We start from the raw sequence: 19,096 nt of genomic DNA, 5'->3' as shown, positions 1-19,096 counted from the left end.
TAGGCTTCCAACTGTTCTAAGGGAATTTTGCGAGACTTAGCAACACGTTTTTTCCGCTCTAGATGCCCTTGTTCTGAAAGTTGTTTTTCCCAAACGTAAAGTGTGTTTGTGCTAATGCCAAAAAGCGCACAGGTTTCTTTTTTGCTGTGACCAGCAGTTACGTATTCTAATACTCGGTTCCTAAAATCTAAATCATATGCCATATAACTACTATACCATATACTGTTTATAAACTAAAGGAGTATATCATGCTGTTGACAGTTGAAAATGAACTGCTGTGCCTTTTGGTTTCAAGGGAACAACAAGCTATAGTCATTTCGATTATCTTTTGTTACTTCGTTCACTCGCTTTGCTGTACTCTCGTACAGCCTGCAGCTCCTTGCCTAGCACTAACAGTAAACCAAATGATCCTATTTTCAACTGTACCCTCTGGTACTCTATAAAAAGCAACAGTTGACGAGCAATAGAGCCCATGAAAAATGAGAATTCCCTATTCAAACGTTTAACAAATACCCCTAGAAAAGAGTATCTTCGCATGCTCTCTTCTAGGGGATATTTTATTCTTTGGTTCTTTTTAGTAGACCAACTGTCTATTTACTCTTCTCAAGCAAGCCAATCAGAGATGCTTATCTATCTTTGACTGCTTTGCTCTTTTGCTTAGTAAATTTGTTGTAAGAAACAGACAACTTGTAAAGAAACTAAACCAGATGACATGTCCTCCAAAAGTCTGACTGCCTGTAGTAGGGAGGCTCCTTTCCTTGGTAGAATGAAGAACTTTTCCAACACCAGTCACATTTTCTGTAGAAACGGATGTAGAAGTTGGCACTTTAACAAGCAAAACTTCTTCCTTAGAAAGTACAGGTTTCGTAGCACTCAAGGAAATCCTTACTGGTTGCGGCTGTAGGTTCCAAATAAACGGATCTGCTGGCTGGCTTAGAGGATGTCCTTTGTCCGGCGCAACTTCTTGAGGCTTCACGCCATCTAATTGAGCAACTGCTCCCTGTAAGACAGCAAAGACAAGATCCACCTCTTCTTGACTGGCAAGTGCCTGACCTAACATAATCCGCGCCGCTGCAAGCGCTTGGTTATAAAGCGCTAAACTTGGCGGTGTGGCATAGAGGTAACTGTCGGCTGTTGCTTGGAAAGCTGGCTGGTTTGCCACAAAATCGTTTAAAGCTGCTTGGTTACCCGCACGACCATCTAGTTCTTTTATAGCTTTTTCCAACTGGGCAAGAGCTTGATTCACTTCTTCTTGGCTAGCCTGTGGATTTTTGAGGAGAGCTTGTGCCTTTGCTAGTGCTTGCTCATAATTATCTTGTTTCACCTTACTTGCAAACAGATAGTTCGCTGCTGTTTTTTTCCAATTTTCATCTTTTTGGACGAGTTGGTTCAGAGCTGTCATATCCGTTTCTTTGCCGTCTAGGGCTCGCTGTGCTTGTTGAAGTTGCTGCAACTGAGCATCCACCTCTTTTTGGGTCACATTTTCTTTTGCAATCACTAGTTGTCCCATTCGATAAGCTGTATCGTAAAGGTTTTTCTTCTCCTTGGTAGCATTGTAGTACGCAACAGAAGCTACAAGAGGTTGATAAGCATCCAGTTCAGCGGAAAGTTTTGTCAAATCAGTAGCTTTCCCATCTAAGGCTTTCCATGCTTGAGTCAAGTCTTTCCTTAATTGATCTAAGGTTTCCTGATTCGTCTTTTCACCAACAGCTGTTTGCGCTTTAGCTAGAACTTTTTCATAATCAGTAACGTTGTTTTCAGTAGCATTATAATAAACGGACTGCTCTGGTAATGATTTCAACTGCGCTATCAGAGCAAGTAGCTCTCTTTTATCGCTAATAGTTAGAGCTAGGTGATTATTTTGATTCTCTAGGACTTCTACTTCTTTCGGATCTTCTAAGATATCAATGCCCTCTGGTAAGTTGACGTGGAACGTGTACTTGCCTGTCGGCAAATCTTTCCCATATCCATTTGCTATATATTTTGCAAGCGGCAAGACAAAGACTCGACCGTCTGCATCAATCAGACTTACCGTTGCAGTATCTGGAATGGCTTGATTGAAGCGAACATCAATAGGAGACCAGGTAAGAGGACGAGCTAGGAAATCAAGCGACTGATAACTGTTATCTTCTCCTATCTGAACAGAAGCAATTGGCTGACTAACCAACTTTAGATTATCTTTATCATAAGCAAGTAATTCAACACGATACTCCCCAAACGGCAGGGAAATTGCTCCAGAGGGGGTCAATGTTGTTTCCACCACATTCCCATTCATATCACGAATGATATACGAGTATTTGCTGGAAATAGGAGTCAACTGTTCTGCATCTTTCAAAGCAATTCTGAGGCGCCCAGATTGATTATCCTGGCTGATGATTTCAACTAAAGACACTTCTTCTCTATTTCCTGCATGGTCTTCTACTGCATAGTAGAAATCCTTGAGATCTATCTGACTAGGTAGCGTATAACTTCCATCTTCATTGCGATCTACAAAGACCTTGTTGTCAAAGTAGACTTGCTTCCCACTTCTCTTTAATTTTCCAGTTGTATAACCTTTTCCTTTTGCATCTTTAGAAATATAAAAGACTTGCTCGCTACGGATACCTGATCCACCTTTTTCAATGACTGGACGTGGTAGGAAAGTGCGAGTGCTTTCATTGTAGATTCCGGTCGTAATCTCTGGGCTTTGGCGATCCAAACGAACATTGAATTGTATCATTTGTTCCTTGGCTCCTGGAACCATTGGGAAGTAACGGACAACATACTGATAGTCCCCATCTGGCAAATCGGCTCCATTCTGATCCACTCCCGTCCATACCGTTTCTGACACAATCGTTGACTTAGGATTTCTTTCATCCCCAGAGTAGTAGTTCTTATCTCCTTCTACTCCTTTGCTCTGCCAGAGAGGATTGCTCAAAGATGTATCGTCCGCCGCATAGACACTAGCAACTAAATTGCGATAATTCCTTAGAAAGACTCCTTGCAAGGCTATCAAATCCTGGTTGTCATCTCCGTTTGGTGAAAAGGCAAGGCGGATATTTCCAGTTTTATCTAACTGAAGGAGAGTGCTACCTTTTAAACCTAGCTGACTACCTAAAATCATAATATCACGGTCACTACGTGCATTTCTAGAATGGACATATTCAGAAGCATCTGTTACCAAAGCAGTCGCGTCACTATTTCCTAGTGCAGCTCCCTCTTCTGTTCGTTCAAAGTAAAAACCATTTTGATTTTCTTTCAACAGATCATAGATGCTCTTTTCAAGAATGGGAAGATTTTGCCATTCTCCTTTAAAGCCAACATAAGGAATGCTGACTACTTCTTGGTTATCTGCATCCAAGAAACGAACAAACCCCTCTAAATAGTATCCATTTGGCATTTCTTTTAAGAGATCTTCATGGAAGCGGCTTGCATCTACATCAATTGTAATTTCTGTACTACTATTGGCTTGCACAGTAACCGTCTGTCCCTTGATTTGGTCCAAAAATCTTGGAGCAAGAGTAATGCGTCCATCTACTACCGTGTCTGTCGTCAATTCTGTCACATAAGTCAGCGTCTTAGCCTGATCGCTTATATTGTGCAGAAGAAGTGACAAACGAAACTTAGAGTCAACATTTCCTAGGCTGATACTAGCATAGTCATTTTTTCCTGTAACATATACGTCTTTTGTCATTGCGGCATAGGTATTGACAAGACCTGCTCCTTGCTGCCTTGGTGAAGTATAGGCCTTACTCTCCTCATTAAAATGTGGGGTTGCTGTACTCATCATTAAGTGCTTGATTAATCTCTCAAGTTCTTCTGGAGTCTTGGTTGGAAACTTACTAATAAGATGTTGCTTGAGTAAGACCGCTACCCCTGCTACGTGAGGAGTTGCCATACTGGTTCCATTTTTTGATTCATATTTTCCATTATTGATAGCAGAATAGATGGCACCTCCGGGTGCTGCGATATCTGGTTTTAGCTCTCCATCTGCACTTAGCCCCCAGCTAGAGAAGTCTGATAATTTCTCCGCATTTGGATTCGGAATCATCCCCATCTGCTTGTTAAACTGAAGCTGGTAATTGCCTTTTGCCAATTCTTCTCCTGCTTCTAACGAAATAAAGGCACTTGGAATCTCCTTGGCAACAGCGTCAAGCGACATGCTAATATTCGCTCCCTCTTGATTATTGAAGATAACAACACCTATTGCTCCCTTTGCTTTTGCATTTTTTATTTTATCTGTAAACGTAATTTCTCCACGCTTAATGAGAGCAATTTTTCCTGTTAAATTGATTGAGTTGAGCTCAGCTTCTTTTCCCAATCCTGCATAAACATAGTCATAAGACTTTCCTACTTCAAATTCCTCCATACTCTCAGACACAATCACTGGAATTTTTTTCGCAGAAGAACCCTCAGAGGAAATAACAGATAACATCTCACTGGTAATCATAGAGTTATTGTAAGAAGCAACAGAAATAGAGCCTGCCGCTGTTGAGGGATTTGCAACCAAACCATAGTCGGGATTTTCTGCCAAAGGTGCTGCATGACCTGACCCAAAAGCTCCATCATTTCCCGCTGCAATCACTACAATTACACCAGCTTTCTTCGCACGAATGATGGCCTCATCAAGAGCTGATCCAACATTGATCAAGGAACCATTTGCTCCTCCCAAGCTGAGATTGATACTATCTGCCCCTAATTTGACAGCATCTTCTATCGCACGTACATAGATAGAAGCAGTGGTTCCTGGATTGGTATCTGAAAAGACACGCATAAAGATTAGTTGAGCTTCTGGTGCAACGCCATAGATATACTCCCCACTACTATCTAATTTGGTAGGATTTCCCACAGCAATCCCTGAAACGTGCATTCCATGTGACCCCTCTTCAGCTTCCTTGATTTGGGAATTACTATCCATGTAGTTGTGGGCAAAGATAACCTTATCACTATACCATTTCCCGTAATTGATCCCTGCACTTTCCTTTACTGTTTCAAAAGAGGCCTGATTTGGATACTTTGCAACAGAGGCATCCGTCAGATGCAAAACGTCATGTTCCACATCCAGTCCGGAATCAATCACTGCAACAACCATTCCCTCTCCTTTGTATCCTGCTTTCCAGACAGCTGGAACATGAATGAGCTGATTACTACTATCACTCAACGGTTGCGCAGGTTGAGCTTGCGTTGTCAAATCAGCTAAAACTGGTGCTTCTGACGCTGGTACAGCCTCTTTTGATTCTGGTAGAACTAGTGGAGATGGTGTAGATTCACCTGTGTCCGTTGAAGCAACTGGGGATGAGCCAGATTCTTCTGTGTCCGTTAGAATGACTGGGGCTACTGCAGAATCCTCTGTTTCTCTTGCTGTAACTGGACTTGACACTACACTCCCGCTAGCAGCTTCTTCTGGACTGTTCTGCTCAGAGATAGCAAGACTAGGAGATGTTGCTACTTCATTCTCATCAGCCTGAGATGCTAAATCTTCTACACTTGTAGACATCTCTTTTTCTAGCTCATGATTTTCAATGACTAGACCACTGCCTACTGCCATCTCTTGAGAAGAAGCTTGCCTTTCTTCTGCAAAAACAGGACCAGCAACTGAAAACATAGCCATGCCAAGCATCACAGAAACAAGGCCTAGCTTATACTTTCGTAAAGAAAAATGCTCTTTTTTCATAGGTATCTCCTTAAAAATAAATTGATTCAGTTGTGCATCTAAATCTTACTATCTATAATAAGAAAAATATTCTGAAAATTCAAGTTTTTTCAGAATATTTTTTCTATTGTTCGGGATATCCTTTACTTTTTCATACCCCATGAACCTCAAACATCTAAATAGGAAGCGGGAAAGAACACGACAGATAGAAAAAGAGAGGCGTTTGAAAAGAACCACTTATACTGTCTATTATAAGCGCTTCTTTTCAGTTTTTCCTCTCTTCTTATATTCTAGGTTCGAGCTGAAACAGGCTGGGAATAACCGTTTCATTCCTGCCTCCACGGTTGATAAGACCAGATTGGGAGCTATGTATCGTCATTTCGTTTCTATTTTTATGACTTCGTTCACTCGTCTTGCTGTACCATTGAGAAAAGTTACACTTTTCTTATCTGTCACTTGAAATAGTTATCAACTATTTCAACTACCTGCGACTCCTTGCCTAGTACTAAAAATAAACGAAACGGCTATAAAAAGAAACGCCATGTTCTAGTTTTAGCCAGCTCCCAAGGTATGCTATCCCTTGGGAAGTGGGGCTAACTGAGCTTAGCGAAGCCATTGATTGCAAGTTAACGCATACTTCAGGAAAATAGACTAGGGAAAGCACTCGAAGATAGGACATTGTTCCTGCATATGTAAGGAAATAGGTTAAAAACCTCTACTGGAGCTTTTCTCGGACTTTGTATCTTGATGTAATTGAACTCACCCTAAACTCTGTGTGAAAAAAAAACGCAAATGTTCTACTTTAGGAAGTAGGCTGAAAACCTCCAGTGGAGGTTTTCACTCGTCGTATTTCCTATTTTTCAGTCGCTTTTTTCACGCCCTCGTATCTTGATGTAACTGAACTCGCCCTAAACTCTGTGCGAAAAAGAAACGCAAATGTTCTACTTTAGGAAGTAGGCTGAAAACCTCCAGTGGAGGTTTTCACTCGTCGTATTTCCTATTTTTCAGTCGCTTTTTTCACGCCCTCGTATCTTGATGTAACTGAACTCGCCCTAAACTCTGTGCGAAAAAGAAACGCAAATATTCTACTTTAGGAAAGACGAAGCCGTTGCAAAGTTTATTTACTTCCAAGGTATGGCTACCTGAGTTTAACAACTAGAAAGCGAAGTCATTGGTTGTAAGTCAACCTGCTTCGATTGTTTAGCGGTATCTAGCTGGCTCCTCTCTGCATTTCATTTGTGACGAGCCTAGCTATCTTCGCAGGGGTCTCACAACGAAGCGTTCCGCTTCTGTTCGGCCGCCTATTTTCGCTTTGAGTTTTTTACGGGCTTTGTATCTTGATGTAATCGAACTCGCCCTAAACTCTGTGCGAAAAAGAAACGCAAATGTTCTACTTTAGGAAGTAGACTGAAAACCTCCAGTGGAGGTTTTCACTCGTCGTATTTCCTATTTTTCAGTCGCTTTTTTCACGCCCTTGTATCTTGATGTAACTGAACTCGCCCTAAACTCTGTGCGAAAAAGAAACGCAAATGTTCTACTTTAGGAAGTAGGCTGAAAACCTCCACTGGAGGTTTTCACTCGTCGTATTTCCTATTTTTCAGTCGCTTTTTTCACGCCCTCGTATCTTGATATAACCGAACTCGGACTAAGCTCTGTGTGAAAGGGTAGCAATGCTTTCAATCCAGTAGGCAGTTGACTATCTACACTTTCTCAAACATATCAAAAAAGCATTCGTAAGTCTAAGTGGTTTCCTCTAAAGTTTCCACGATAACTTGATACAATTCCCTACGTTTCTCAATCCATAAGGGACGGTCATCTTCATCGTAAGTGCGATTAGTGAGAAAGATAGCTGCTAGCTGCTGCTCGGGATTGACTAAAAGAAAGGGACCCGTATAACCTGTATGATCTAGCCAACCACCCGCTTCAAGATTCCAGACTACCGAACGCGGTTTTGAGAAGCTGATAGTTTGAGATAAATTTCTGGTAAATTCCTCTTCTAGGTAATGATTGAGAAAGAGCTCCAAATCCATCAAAGTTGAAAACAAGCCTGCAGAACCACAATGTACTCCCAACACCTTGGCCTTGGGATCATGGACTACTCCTGGCTGCTCTCCTTTTTTAGTTGGTACTGCAGTCTTAACTGGTCCAAATTGCGTTTCTGTCATGCCCCATGGTGTAAAAATACGCTCCTGCAAAATGACATTCAGGGGCTGGTCTAGCAGCTCTTCCAGCATAAAACCAAGTAAAATGAGGTTGATATCCGTATAATGAAAAGCCTTATTATCTGTCACGCGAATCGCTTCAATCGCTGCCTTTAATGTTTCAAAATCCAACCGATCACGATTGGGAATATAGGGATCAATGCCCGTTGTATGAGTGACTAGTTGGCGAATGGTGACACTCTCATCATGAAATCTAGGATAGTAGGTCTTCAAAGACTGATCCAGTTCAATCATCCCCTCTTGCAGTAAAAAAAGGAGGATTGTACCTACTCCGACAACTTTTGAAACAGATGCCAGATCGTAGGTCAATCCTGTTTGTGTAGCGAGTTTCTCTTCACTACAGCCTACATAATACTCCTCCCATTTACCATGATGATAGAGGGCTAAACTCGCTCCGCGATATAATTTTTCAGCCATTTGCTGGTCTATTTTTTCTAAGATAGGCTTCATTTTTCAAACCACAGTTCAATATTACTCATGTCAGTCGTCTGCAAAAAACGCTCTTTCTTATCCTTAAAGAAAGGAGCTCGCAGCTTCTCTTCTAGCTCCAACCAATCCATATCTACTGGAACAGGGATACGCAAACTATCTAAATCCCAAATCGTTTCTGCCTCAACCAGTAAATCCTCACCCTCAGCTTTACGAAAATCAAGCATGTCTTGCCCTGGCAATAGTCGCTCATAAAAGGCATAACTTTCTACAGGCTGCGGTGTATTGATCATAAGCTTTTCAACTGAAAAGGCTGTCAATTTCTCAAAACCAGCTAAGACACGAAAAGCTACTGGGGGTAAAATCTCTACAAGCTGTGCCGCATCCTCTTCTGCATGGAGCAAGAAACAATCATTTTCTGGCGAAACACTTTCAAAGGCATAGCCATTAGCACCTCTATAGAGTTTGGTAAATACGGCACCGCGTGCTAATAAGGCCTCAATTTCTTCAGGATGATCCACCCGAATCACGATTTTATGAAGCTTTTTCACACCTTTCACAGCACGCGTCCGCATGCTTGGTGATTCAATCAAGACCAGCTTTGTCTCTGCAGTTTTTCTATCTCCAAATTCTGCAAAGGCAGCTTCTTCTAAATAGGTCTTAAACCCGAGATTATCTTCTAAAAATCGCTGATTAGCCCCACGATTATTAATCCGAATAGCTGGAATTATCTTCTTCACTTTCATCATATCCATTTCCCTAACTTCAATACCTCTCTATTGTAATGGAAAATGATCAAATTTACAAATAATTAACGATAAGAACCTGCATTCACAATTCATTACTTGCATTCAAGGCGATCTTTTCCCACTTGCTGGTGCTTCCTATTGTGCAGTCAAAAAACGCTACCATGATAGAAGAAGTCGTTACTATACATAAGAACTCATCAGACTGTCTAAACGCTAACAAGTGCTACTAGATGAGGAGGGTACAGCTAGCTAACTTATGGTTAGACTATTAGAGTTCTTCTCCATCCCTGGTAGCGCCGGAACAAGGCTACAAGCATTAGCGGTGAACTCAGTGATATAGTCTTTTGGTTTACTTTTAGTACTAGGCAAGGAGCTGCAGGCTGTACTGGAGTACGGAAAAGCGCGTTAACGAAGTCATAAAAGATAAACGAAAGGATTATATTCGCCATTTTCAGTCTGCCAACCAGGTAAATACCAATGATAGCACTGAGCTCAGGCACTGCAAATCTGGCAACTTTCTTACTAAGGAACACATCACAAAGCGTGGGCACCCTTATGCCAGAAAGGTTTCTAAGTGCATTCACACCTTTTTATCTGCCAATCACACCAATCCATGTCATATCGCTAACTTTTATGAGAAACGAAAAAGAGATCGTCTTTTAGTTTCTAGTCAACGAGCTGTAAGCTGTACTGGAGTACGGCAAAACGAGTGAACGAAGTCATAAAAGATAAATGAAAGGACTATAATTGCAAATAGCTTCAACATAAACCACCTAGATTGCCTCTGTACATCATCTCATCAGGACAAAGTATACCTCATGACGCACAGAACAAACTTTACGACTATACTGCTATCCAAGGTCACCAAATCTGACGATGTCCTATCCTTAGAACAACTTTTTTCAAAAATACTTGATATAGCCGTTTCGTTTATTTTTAGTACTAGGCAAGGAGTCGCAGGTAGTACAGCAAGACGAGTGAACGAAGTCATAAAAATATAAACGAAATGACTATAAGATGCACTTTTACTATGCAAACATGTCAAAGGTATCCGTTCGAACTCATCTTGTAGACAGTTTCTTGAAGCTCATTCAGAAAATAGTTAGTCTTAGCAAATCGCACTATACTTGACAAATGATAGAAAAAGAGGCCTCATGACCTCTTCTTCTCTTATCCATAAATCAACTTGTAAAGCGCTACAGCACTGATCCCTGCTGCGATTGGCGCAACAACCGGTACCCATGCGTACCACCATTTTGAATCAGCTTTCGCTTGACCAAGAACTGCTTGTGGCAATAAGTGGTGCAAGATACGTGGACCCAAGTCACGAGCAGGGTTAAGAGCTGGACCTGTTGGACCACCTACTGCCGCTACAAGCGCCATCACCAAGAAACCAAGCGCTAAGTGAGCAACATTCAAACCTGGGTTTAAGAAGTTACTCATTTGAATTTTCAAGGCCGGATCAGATAAATCTGCTCCTTGTTTTGCCACAAAACCAAGTACTTCTGCACCAAAGTAATGTTTGGTAATCGCCATTGCACCAAAGAACAAGACGAATGAGCCAAAGAACTCGTTCAAAAATCCATTGATCCACGATGCCTTGCGGCTCGCTGCTGTACCGTCATCAAGGGCTGAAATGGTTGAAAATGATCCCAAAATGTGGTTTGAATTTTCTGTCTTCAAGAAGTATGGACGGTAGATACCGACAACGACTGCTTGACCTGCAATCGCACCAAGCATCTGTGCTGCTAGATAACCAGGAACCAAGGCCCAATCAAAGTAACCAGAAACAGCTAAACCAAGGGTAAAGGCTGGGTTGATGTGATTTCCAGAAACATTTCCGAACATCAAGGCTGGCATCATAACTGCCAATCCGTAACCGATGGCAATCAAGATCCAACCTGAGTTGTTTCCTTTTGTGCCTTTCAAATCAACGTTGGCCACTGTTCCATTTCCTAAGATAATGAGCAAGGCCGTTGCAAGAAATTCTGTAATGTACTTAGTATGTACTGCTACATCCATTTTTTCAGATCCTCCAATAATTTTTAGACAAACACTATTGTATCAGCTATAATAGGTAATGTAAAGACTATTTTATCATTTAGGAGAATGTATGCGTTTTAATCAATTTTCTTATATCCAATCATCCCAAAAAACAATGCTGAAAGAGTTAACAGACTTGGGATTTTCTCTCCAACCCGAAATCAGCGACAGGAAAAACTTGATTCACTTTGTCCGCAAGGTCTTATTTTTAACAGCGAACACCGACATTGCTCTATCAAACCTCCTTGCAGATTGGGAAACTGATCTCTTGACTTTCTTTCAATCAGATAGGGAAGTAACCGAGCTTGTTTTCTATCAAGTAGCCTTTCAGTTGCTCGGATTTGTTCCTGGAGTAGACTATACAGATGTTATGGAATTTGTTGCGGAGAGCCAATTTCCGATTATATATGGCAATCTAATTGAAAACCTCTACCAGCTTCTAGCAACGCGAACCAAGTCTGGCAATACCCTGATTGATCAACTGGTCAGCGACGAATTTGTTCCTGAAAATCAAACCTACCATTTCTTCAATGGAAAGTCCCTTGCAACTTTCTCAACTAGCAAGCTCATCCGCGAAGTGGTCTATGTCGAAACCCCTGTTGACACAACCAATGCTGGTCAGACAGACATAGTCAAAGTTTCCATTTTACGCCCTAACTTTGCAGGGAAAATCCCTGCAATCATCACCAATAGCCCGTATCATCAAGGAGTGAACGATCAAGCTAGCGACAAGGCATTACATAAGATGGAGAATGAACTAGCTATCAAAGAGCCTAAACGGATTAAAGTAGAGCAAAGAATGATGAAAACCTTACCTGCTGATGAGCGGACACTTCCTATCAGCAAGGCAACTGAAAAGGTTGGGCATATCAGCTCCTACTCACTCAATGACTATTTCTTGGCCCGTGGTTTTGCCAGCATCCATGTTTCAGGCGTGGGAACCCTTGGTTCGACAGGTATGATGACCTCAGGAGACTATCAACAGGTCTATAGCTTTAAAGCGGTGATTGATTGGCTCAATGGTCGCGCAAGAGCCTATACAGACCATACCCGCTCACACATCGTCCGTGCTGATTGGGCAAATGGAAAGGTTGCAACGACAGGACTCTCCTATCTAGGAACCATGTCAAACGCGCTTGCTACAACAGGCGTAGAGGGGCTAGAAGTCGTAATTGCCGAAGCTGGTATTTCGTCCTGGTATGACTATTACCGAGAAAACGGACTTGTGACAAGCCCTGGAGGCTACCCAGGTGAGGATTTGGATAGCTTGACTGCTTTAACCTACTCAAGAAGCTTACAAGCAGGCGATTTCCTGCGGGTCAAAGACCAGTACCAAACCGCATTGAAGGCTGAAAGACAGGCACTTGACCGTACATCTGGCGACTATCATTCCTACTGGCATGACCGCAACTATCTTCTACACGCTGATAAGGTTACGTGCGAAGTTGTCTTTACTCACGGATCACAAGACTGGAATGTCAAGCCGATTCATGTCTGGAATATGTTTCATGCCTTACCAGAAAAGGTATCAAAACACCTCTTCTTTCATAATGGTGCTCACGTTTACATGAACAACTGGCAGTCTATTGATTTTAGAGAGTCAATGAATGCCTTACTTACGCAGAAATTGCTGGGACAAAACAACTCCTACCAGCTTCCTCAAATTATCTGGCAAAATAATAGTATGGAGCAAAGCTGGACAGAACTAAAACAGTTTGGTAGCCAAAAAGAACGAACTTTGCCTCTCGGAAATGATGTCCGCACAATTCAAAACCACTATCCAGAAGAAACATTTGCCAAGTATAGCAAAGCCTATCCTAGCTTTTTAAAAGACCTCTTTGAAGACAAGGCTCAGCAAATTACGATTGACCTGCCGCTTTCAGAAGAATTACACCTAAACGGGCGAGTGCGCCTTAAACTCCGTGCCAAATCAAGCGTAGCCAAAGGACTCTTATCCGCACAGATGTTAGATTTAGGTTCTGCCAAGCGCATCGCTCCAATTCCTAGCTTGAAAGCTCGGGCTAGTCTGGACAACGGTCGTTTTTACGCTACAGAAAACTTAATGGAACTTCCATTTGTTGAAAGTCCCTACCGCGTCATTACAAAGGGCTATCTTAATCTACAAAACCGTACCAATCTCCTGCTAATTGAAAGTGTCCCTGAAAATGAATGGATGGATTTTGAATGGGAATTGCAACCAACCATTTACAAATTAGGCAAAGACAGCATCATCCGTATCGTTCTTTATACGACAGACTTTGAATGCACCATTCGCGACAATGGCGACTGGCTGATAGACATTGACTTAGACAACTCGACAGTAAGCATGCCACATGAATAAGAAAATGCAGTCTTGCAGCTTGCTTTTTATCCCTTGACTTGACCCATGAGCTATAAGGAGTACAGATATTCTAGCTTAAAACTGCTACAGCTCTATGGCTACCTTTGGAATAGAAATAGGCAGAGGACTATTTCTACACGAGATTGAAAACAAGAAAGCCAGATCAAGTAGGGGAAACAAAATAAAAGGTGAGGAACATTTGTTAGAAGCTTAAAAACGAGAGGACGAAGTCAGTTAAAATACCCGCAAGCTGACTGAAATACCGTTATTTTGGGCGGCAGATGGCTGATGCTTTCCTACATGTTATGAGTATTACGGATTGGATGCTCTATCAATATCAATGTCTACCATTGCTACCTCACCTTACTGAATTCTCAGTTCTCCCTGTAGTTTAGAGGAAGAGAGCTTTGCTATCTCTGTCCCCATTATCCCTTTCACAATTCTCAGTTGTATAGTCATTGAATGTATCTTTTACTACTTCGTTCACTCGCTTTGCAGTACGCTAGTACAAGCTGCAGCTCGTTGCCTAGTACTATAGTCATTTAGTTTGTATTTTTTATTACTTCGTTAACTCGTCTTGCTGTACCCCAGTACTACCTGCGACTCCTTGCCTAGTACTAAAAATAAGCGAAACGACTATAAAAGACTATAAGGGCTAATCAGATGTCGTTAATTCAAATGTTCACCATGAGTAAAGAGGTGCACTAGAAAGGAGCTGAGGCCTTAGCCTAGCTCCTTTCTCTATTCAATCGAGTAGCCTTACAGCCACCCTACAAAGGCATCTCCCAAGAGGAATGGAGAGAGTAGGGCAAAGCGAACCGTTCCCCTTGAAAGCACCTTTTTTGAATTCTACAATGGGTGAATGCTAACTCCTTGGACAACACGGTTAACCGTTCCTGTTGGAGAGGGTGTATCTGGTAGATTCTTACATTTGATTGCAGTCATAATAGCAAAGGTTTGACCAAATAAAATGTATGGGAACGTCAAAAAGACATCTGGTAACTCTGCTCCACCTTTTGCAAGAACAAAGTTAGGTGCCTCAGTACCGATAAGTTTGTCTGCAGACAGTGCCACAATGCGTGCTGCAATCTGATCACCATGAACTTCATTGACCAAGTCTACATCGTACTGTCTTGTATAGGCGTCATTTGAAGCAAAGACAAGGACAATCGTCTTCTCATTGATGAGTGATTTTGGTCCATGACGGAAACCAAGCGGCGATTCATACATGGTCGCAATTTTTCCAGCGGTCAATTCTAGAATCTTTAATTGAGCTTCGTGGGCAAGACCATAGAAGCCACCTGCTCCTAGATAAATCACCCGCTCGAAGTCCAAATCAACCAATTCCTGCACATCATCTTCGCGATCTAGTACATCCTGACCAAGATGGGCAATAGTATCCACCCAACCTGCTTTGACTTCTGTAGCTTCTGGGGAGAAGACGAGTAAGGCTGTTAAAGCCATACAAGTATAACTACCTGTCATAGCAAAGCCTTTATCATTTGACAAGGCAGGTTGAAGCAAGAGAAGATTTGCTGTATCCCCCTCTGCTGCCTGTGCCAATTTCCCCTCTGGTGCACAGGTAATCGTCACCTGATATAAGGTATTGACTAATTTTTTTGCAATTTCAACCGTTGCCAAGCTTTCTGGGGAATTTCCACTTCGCGCAAACGAAACGAGAATAGTCGGAATATCTGCCTGTAAATAATCATGTGGACGACTAACAATCTCAACCGTCCCAACTGTCACAAAGCGAATATGCTTCATATCATTGACCCGATTTAAATGATTGGCAATACTTTGACCGACAAAATCTGATGTCCCCGCACCTGCAAAGATGACTTGAACAAAGTCATACTTAGCCCTAATATTATCTAAAAATGCTGTAATCATCTCTAGCTTATCATGGTAGAGATGATAGGCTTCTTTCCATAAGCCTGGTTGCTGATAGATTTCCGGTGCTGTAATAACTGCACCTAGGCTTTCTAATTCTTCTTTTGGTAAATGAAACATAGGACCTCCTCGTTAGTGGTTATAACCAGTTTTTCTTTTATTATACTCCATAAAAACGCTTCCGTCAAGATAAAATAGGTTAATATATTAAAAAGTCCTATTTCCTTTTCTACCAATGCTGCTAGCCTGCACCAAATTATGATAGTATAATAATCATATCACCTTTGAGAGTTGATTGATTCCCTTAAGAGGAAGCTTATGATGAACATGCAAGGCTTGTTCTACGTTTTTTTAAGTCTTATAATCGTCAGAAATGTTGATTTAAAGCCTTTTTTCATTTACTAAATCGAACTAAAAACACTTAAATTTATACCATTAAGACAAAAATAGCACTACCATTCAACAGTGCTATTTTTGATTTTTATAGATAGTGGTTTGTTTAAAATATTTTCTAACGTATACCTTTCTTCAAGCTTATGAGTCTCCCCACCTATCATAGGCCTCATCTGCGTATGAGAAGCAATCATATTTCCGTTGCAAGTATTCTTCAAGGTGGTATTGTAAACTAGAATAATCAAATTTTTCTACTTCAATATCATCCCATTGCTAAATATCTGTTAATTTATCAGTTAGCTTTTCTTTAAATTCTGAAACCTGCCTTTCAACTTCCCAAACTAAATCAAAACCATCAGGGTCATTAGTAAAATCAACATCTTCCTCTAGATTATCCAAAAATTAAAATATCCTAAAAAAATAATAAGTTTTAACCAAATAAAGACAACAATTTCTTCTCTATTTGGTACAATAGATATAGATGAACTAGTTATTGATGAGGATAGCATTCAGTATGTCCTGCATATCTTCAGAGGAAAAAGAAACTTGAATCGATTTAATATACATATTCATTTTAAAGAATTTCGCGATACTATTGTTCGAGTTGACACCATAACAATAAAGTTAGAGAAATTTCCAATCGCAAAACAACGCTTACTTCAAGCAATCTTTCAAGAAAACTCCAACAATAATATTATGGTCTTTTAGTTTGCTTTTAGTACTAGGCAGCGAGCTGCGGCTGTACTGGAGTACGGCAAAGCGAGTGAACGAAGTAATAAAAGATAAACTAAAAGACTATATCATACTCCCTAATAGAGAATTTATGAGTAATCCTAACGTTTTAGCAAATATTGTATAACAACAACTCCCCACATTGCCGAACCACCAGGGAAGTTGTTGATTGTTTATAGGGAAAATTAAAATAATATGTGCAACCACTGATTCACACTAAAAGCTGAAGGAGAAACATTATGAAAATATTAAAATTATTTATAAAAGGTTTTCTAGCTCTTGCTGCCTTTGGTTTTGTTTTGCAGATTTTAGGCCTTGCACCTAAAACAGAAACTCCTGAAACACCTAAGGTAACCGTTCAAAGTTCGACAACTGAGACAAAAGAAGAAACCTCGGAAAGCACAGAGGTTACTGAGCCAAGTTCAGAAAAGGCTACCTATGACGTTGCTGAAATGAATGTCAAAATTACAGACTCTTTCAATGAGGCTATACAATTTAATCAAGATGGGCATGATGGCTATGAATGGACATCATCCATCTATGAAATCAAGTTAAAAGATAATGGAGCTATCAATGCTACTGTGAATGAACATTTTTCAACATTATCAGATACAAAGAAAACCGAGGTTTTAAATAGCGTTAGCAGAATGGTCAATATGGTTGTATTCTTAGAAACAGAGAAAAACAAATCTTATTTCATCACAGCATACGACCAAGCAGGAAACAAGGTAGCACAATCACACATGACCAACGTGCTTAAATATAACTTTGAGTAAATAAAAACTCCCTACAATTCCGCATCATCGATAAAGTTGTTGATCTGTATAGAAAAAATTAAAATAATATGTGCAACTACTGATCCACACTAAAAGCTGAGAGGAGACGAATAATGGCACTCAATTTTGGAAAGATTGCTCAAGGTTTAGCTGGAAATTTTAACCAACAAAGCACTGAAGAATTAACCAGAGAATACGGGATCTATTTATTAGAAAATGAAGAAATACAAGATGGTTATACTCTAATCCGTGATTCTCTCATTTTTACAAATATAAGGATTATATTTGTAGACAAACAAGGAGCAACCGGCAAGAAAACGGCTATTAAATCTATCTTCTTAATGAATATTATCAATGCTGAAATGGAAACGGCTGGTTTTGGTATTGATGACAGTGAAATTACGATCACTTATCTTGAAAATATTCATCTAAGAGCTCATACTGAGCATCTCGTCTCTCATAAATTTGAATTCCCTAAAAAAACAAATATCGTTCCTCTATACAAATATCTATTTGAATTGTCTTATAAAAATCGCTTATCCATAAATAATATGTAAACAGAAAAACTCCCCACGCTTCCGAATAATCGGGAAAGTTAAGGATGCTATAAAGACCATAGCTGACAAAGCTATCGTTAAAGAAGAACGTAGCTATCAAAGAATCCATAAGCTAGAGCGAGACTTTATTTTCGTGAGCAGGCGCGGGCACTATCTCTCTATCAATACGATTGATAGGCGACTAAAAAAGGCATCGGATAAGCTGTTTGGTGTTCAGTTAACCGCTCATAAATATAGACATGCCCACGTCACCCTGCTTGCTGAATTAAACGTACCACTAAAAGCAGTTATGCAAAGAGTGGGACACGTAGATAGCGAGACTACTCTAAAAATCTATACTCACGTTACTGAAAAAATGGGCAATGATTTGTTGAATAAATTAAATCAACTTTGATTTTGCCCCATAGTCGCCCCACATTAGAAAAAACCAACCAACAGAAACCAATAAAATACCGATAAATAAAGGAGAATTGCACACCATGATGAACATGCAACAGATGATGAAACAAGCGCAAAAATTGCAAAAGCAAATGGAGAAAAGTCAGGCAGAGCTTGCAGCCACCGAGTTTACAGGGGTATCTGCTCAAGAGTTGGTTTCTGTACGCTTTACAGGAGACAAGAAGCTTGTAGCCATCCATTTCAAGCCAGAGGTAGTGGATGCAGACGATGTGGAAACCTTGCAAGAGATGACCATTCAAGCAGTCAATCAAGCACTGTCAACAATTGACAAAGCTACGCAAAAAACCTTGGGTGCTTTCGCAGGAAAACTACCATTTTAGTCTTGTTTTTTACCATAAACGCAAAAAATGTTTGCTATACTTCTAACACAGTAGATAGATAGATAGATAGCAAACATTTTTTTGCGAGAAACCATGAGGCACGTTTTCCTGCATTTCTAAATGACTAAAACAGGAAAGAACTCGATGGATGATATACTCCCCTTATAGTAGACAGTGAAAAAACAAAAATTCACTAGACACTATAAGAGGAGTTTTCGTATGTCTAAAAGAAGTCCAAAATCGGTAGAAGAAAAATGTGAAATCCTTCAGTTGTATCTGAGCCATAAGCAGTCCCTCAGTCAATTAACGAAAACCTACCAAGTGTCTGATTATGCTATCAGACACTGGATGAAGCGATATGAAAGCGACGGGGTAGAGGGTCTTAGGGAAAAGCACACTTGGAAAAGATACTCCAAAGCGCTAAAAGAACAAGCTGTTCAGGATTATCTTGATGGAAAGGAATCAACCTATGACATCTGTCAACGGTATGAAATTTCGTCTCGTTCTGTTCTCTCAAGATGGATAAAAGAGTATACTAGTAGTAAAGGAT

The 19,096-nt window shown here is 40.6% G+C and carries 13 protein-coding genes and 1 pseudogene; 7 read left to right on the top strand and 7 right to left on the bottom strand.

Translation table 11 applies throughout. The features are described 5' to 3' along the window. The 4 genes from E4T79_RS09735 to E4T79_RS09720 form a co-directional block, all read right to left on the bottom strand. The coding region (locus tag E4T79_RS09735; RefSeq protein WP_167752654.1) for an IS630 transposase-related protein at window positions 1-203 on the bottom strand (203 nt) is incomplete at its 3' end. Between the two features lie 413 nt (window positions 204-616). After that, the gene (locus tag E4T79_RS09730) at window positions 617-5,653 is read right to left on the bottom strand and encodes a S8 family serine peptidase (protein ID WP_135029836.1); all 5,037 of its coding nucleotides are present in this window, start codon (window positions 5,651-5,653) and stop codon (window positions 617-619) included. 1,718 nt (window positions 5,654-7,371) lie between these two features. Then, the gene (locus E4T79_RS09725) at window positions 7,372-8,304 is read right to left on the bottom strand and encodes a serine hydrolase domain-containing protein (RefSeq protein ID WP_135029835.1); all 933 of its coding nucleotides are present in this window, start codon (window positions 8,302-8,304) and stop codon (window positions 7,372-7,374) included. Continuing rightward, window positions 8,301-9,032 (bottom strand): CppA N-terminal domain-containing protein, encoded by a 732-nt coding sequence (locus E4T79_RS09720; RefSeq protein WP_135029833.1) that lies wholly within the window; start codon window positions 9,030-9,032, stop codon window positions 8,301-8,303. Before E4T79_RS09720 ends, E4T79_RS09725 begins: the two co-directional genes overlap by 4 nt. 440 nt (window positions 9,033-9,472) lie before the next feature. Between E4T79_RS09720 and E4T79_RS09715 the strand changes: the two are divergent. Continuing rightward, window positions 9,473-9,682: pseudogene (locus tag E4T79_RS09715) on the top strand (IS110 family transposase); the annotation flags it as partial. Window positions 9,683-10,202: 520 nt separating this feature from the next. On the opposite strand, the gene gla reads toward E4T79_RS09715, so the two are convergent. Then, complete coding sequence (gla, locus tag E4T79_RS09710; RefSeq protein WP_135029831.1) at window positions 10,203-11,054, bottom strand: aquaglyceroporin Gla; 852 nt, start codon at window positions 11,052-11,054, stop codon at window positions 10,203-10,205. Between the two features lie 91 nt (window positions 11,055-11,145). Here gla and E4T79_RS09705 point away from each other — a divergent pair, with 91 nt between their 5' ends. Continuing rightward, complete coding sequence (locus E4T79_RS09705) at window positions 11,146-13,416, top strand: Xaa-Pro dipeptidyl-peptidase (RefSeq protein ID WP_135029829.1); 2,271 nt, start codon at window positions 11,146-11,148, stop codon at window positions 13,414-13,416. 849 nt (window positions 13,417-14,265) lie between these two features. Here E4T79_RS09705 and E4T79_RS09700 read toward each other — a convergent pair. Beyond that, on the bottom strand, window positions 14,266-15,429 hold the full coding sequence (locus E4T79_RS09700; RefSeq protein ID WP_135029827.1) for an SIS domain-containing protein: 1,164 nt from the start codon (window positions 15,427-15,429) through the stop codon (window positions 14,266-14,268). Between the two features lie 546 nt (window positions 15,430-15,975). Continuing rightward, window positions 15,976-16,101, bottom strand: coding sequence for a hypothetical protein (locus tag E4T79_RS11465; RefSeq protein ID WP_256958048.1), 126 nt, complete (start codon window positions 16,099-16,101; stop codon window positions 15,976-15,978). Between the two features lie 572 nt (window positions 16,102-16,673). Here E4T79_RS11465 and E4T79_RS09690 point away from each other — a divergent pair. The 5 genes from E4T79_RS09690 to E4T79_RS09670 all read left to right on the top strand — a co-directional run. After that, the gene (locus E4T79_RS09690) at window positions 16,674-17,210 is read left to right on the top strand and encodes a hypothetical protein (RefSeq protein WP_135029825.1); all 537 of its coding nucleotides are present in this window, start codon (window positions 16,674-16,676) and stop codon (window positions 17,208-17,210) included. A 113-nt stretch (window positions 17,211-17,323) separates the two neighbouring features. Next, window positions 17,324-17,767: a PH domain-containing protein gene (locus E4T79_RS09685; protein WP_135029823.1), complete on the top strand. Its 444-nt coding sequence runs from the start codon at window positions 17,324-17,326 to the stop codon at window positions 17,765-17,767. Further along, entirely contained in the window at window positions 17,757-18,161 is a 405-nt protein-coding gene (locus tag E4T79_RS11140; RefSeq protein WP_135029821.1) for a tyrosine-type recombinase/integrase, read from the top strand. Before E4T79_RS09685 ends, E4T79_RS11140 begins: the two co-directional genes overlap by 11 nt. Window positions 18,162-18,246: 85 nt before the next feature. After that, on the top strand, window positions 18,247-18,546 hold the full coding sequence (locus E4T79_RS09675) for a YbaB/EbfC family nucleoid-associated protein (protein ID WP_135029819.1): 300 nt from the start codon (window positions 18,247-18,249) through the stop codon (window positions 18,544-18,546). A 219-nt stretch (window positions 18,547-18,765) separates the two neighbouring features. Further along, a partial coding sequence (locus tag E4T79_RS09670; protein ID WP_167752674.1) for a helix-turn-helix domain-containing protein occupies window positions 18,766-19,096 on the top strand: 331 nt, incomplete at its 3' end.

The sequence above is a fragment of the Streptococcus sp. LYSM12 genome, from assembly GCF_004569635.1.
Classification (GTDB): domain Bacteria; phylum Bacillota; class Bacilli; order Lactobacillales; family Streptococcaceae; genus Streptococcus.
The sequence above is the reverse complement of the archived record's forward strand: the minus strand, read 5'-3'. Positions and strand labels throughout refer to the sequence as shown.

Coding starts and splice junctions, on each gene's coding strand:
- E4T79_RS09730 (WP_135029836.1), bottom strand. CDS start 5,653: ATGAAAAAAGAGCATTTTTCTTTACGAAAGTATAAGCTAGGCCTTGTT.
- E4T79_RS09725 (WP_135029835.1), bottom strand. CDS start 8,304: ATGAAGCCTATCTTAGAAAAAATAGACCAGCAAATGGCTGAAAAATTA.
- E4T79_RS09720 (WP_135029833.1), bottom strand. CDS start 9,032: ATGATGAAAGTGAAGAAGATAATTCCAGCTATTCGGATTAATAATCGT.
- gla (WP_135029831.1), bottom strand. CDS start 11,054: ATGGATGTAGCAGTACATACTAAGTACATTACAGAATTTCTTGCAACG.
- E4T79_RS09705 (WP_135029829.1), top strand. CDS start 11,146: ATGCGTTTTAATCAATTTTCTTATATCCAATCATCCCAAAAAACAATG.
- E4T79_RS09700 (WP_135029827.1), bottom strand. CDS start 15,429: ATGTTTCATTTACCAAAAGAAGAATTAGAAAGCCTAGGTGCAGTTATT.
- E4T79_RS09690 (WP_135029825.1), top strand. CDS start 16,674: ATGAAAATATTAAAATTATTTATAAAAGGTTTTCTAGCTCTTGCTGCC.
- E4T79_RS09685 (WP_135029823.1), top strand. CDS start 17,324: ATGGCACTCAATTTTGGAAAGATTGCTCAAGGTTTAGCTGGAAATTTT.
- E4T79_RS09675 (WP_135029819.1), top strand. CDS start 18,247: ATGATGAACATGCAACAGATGATGAAACAAGCGCAAAAATTGCAAAAG.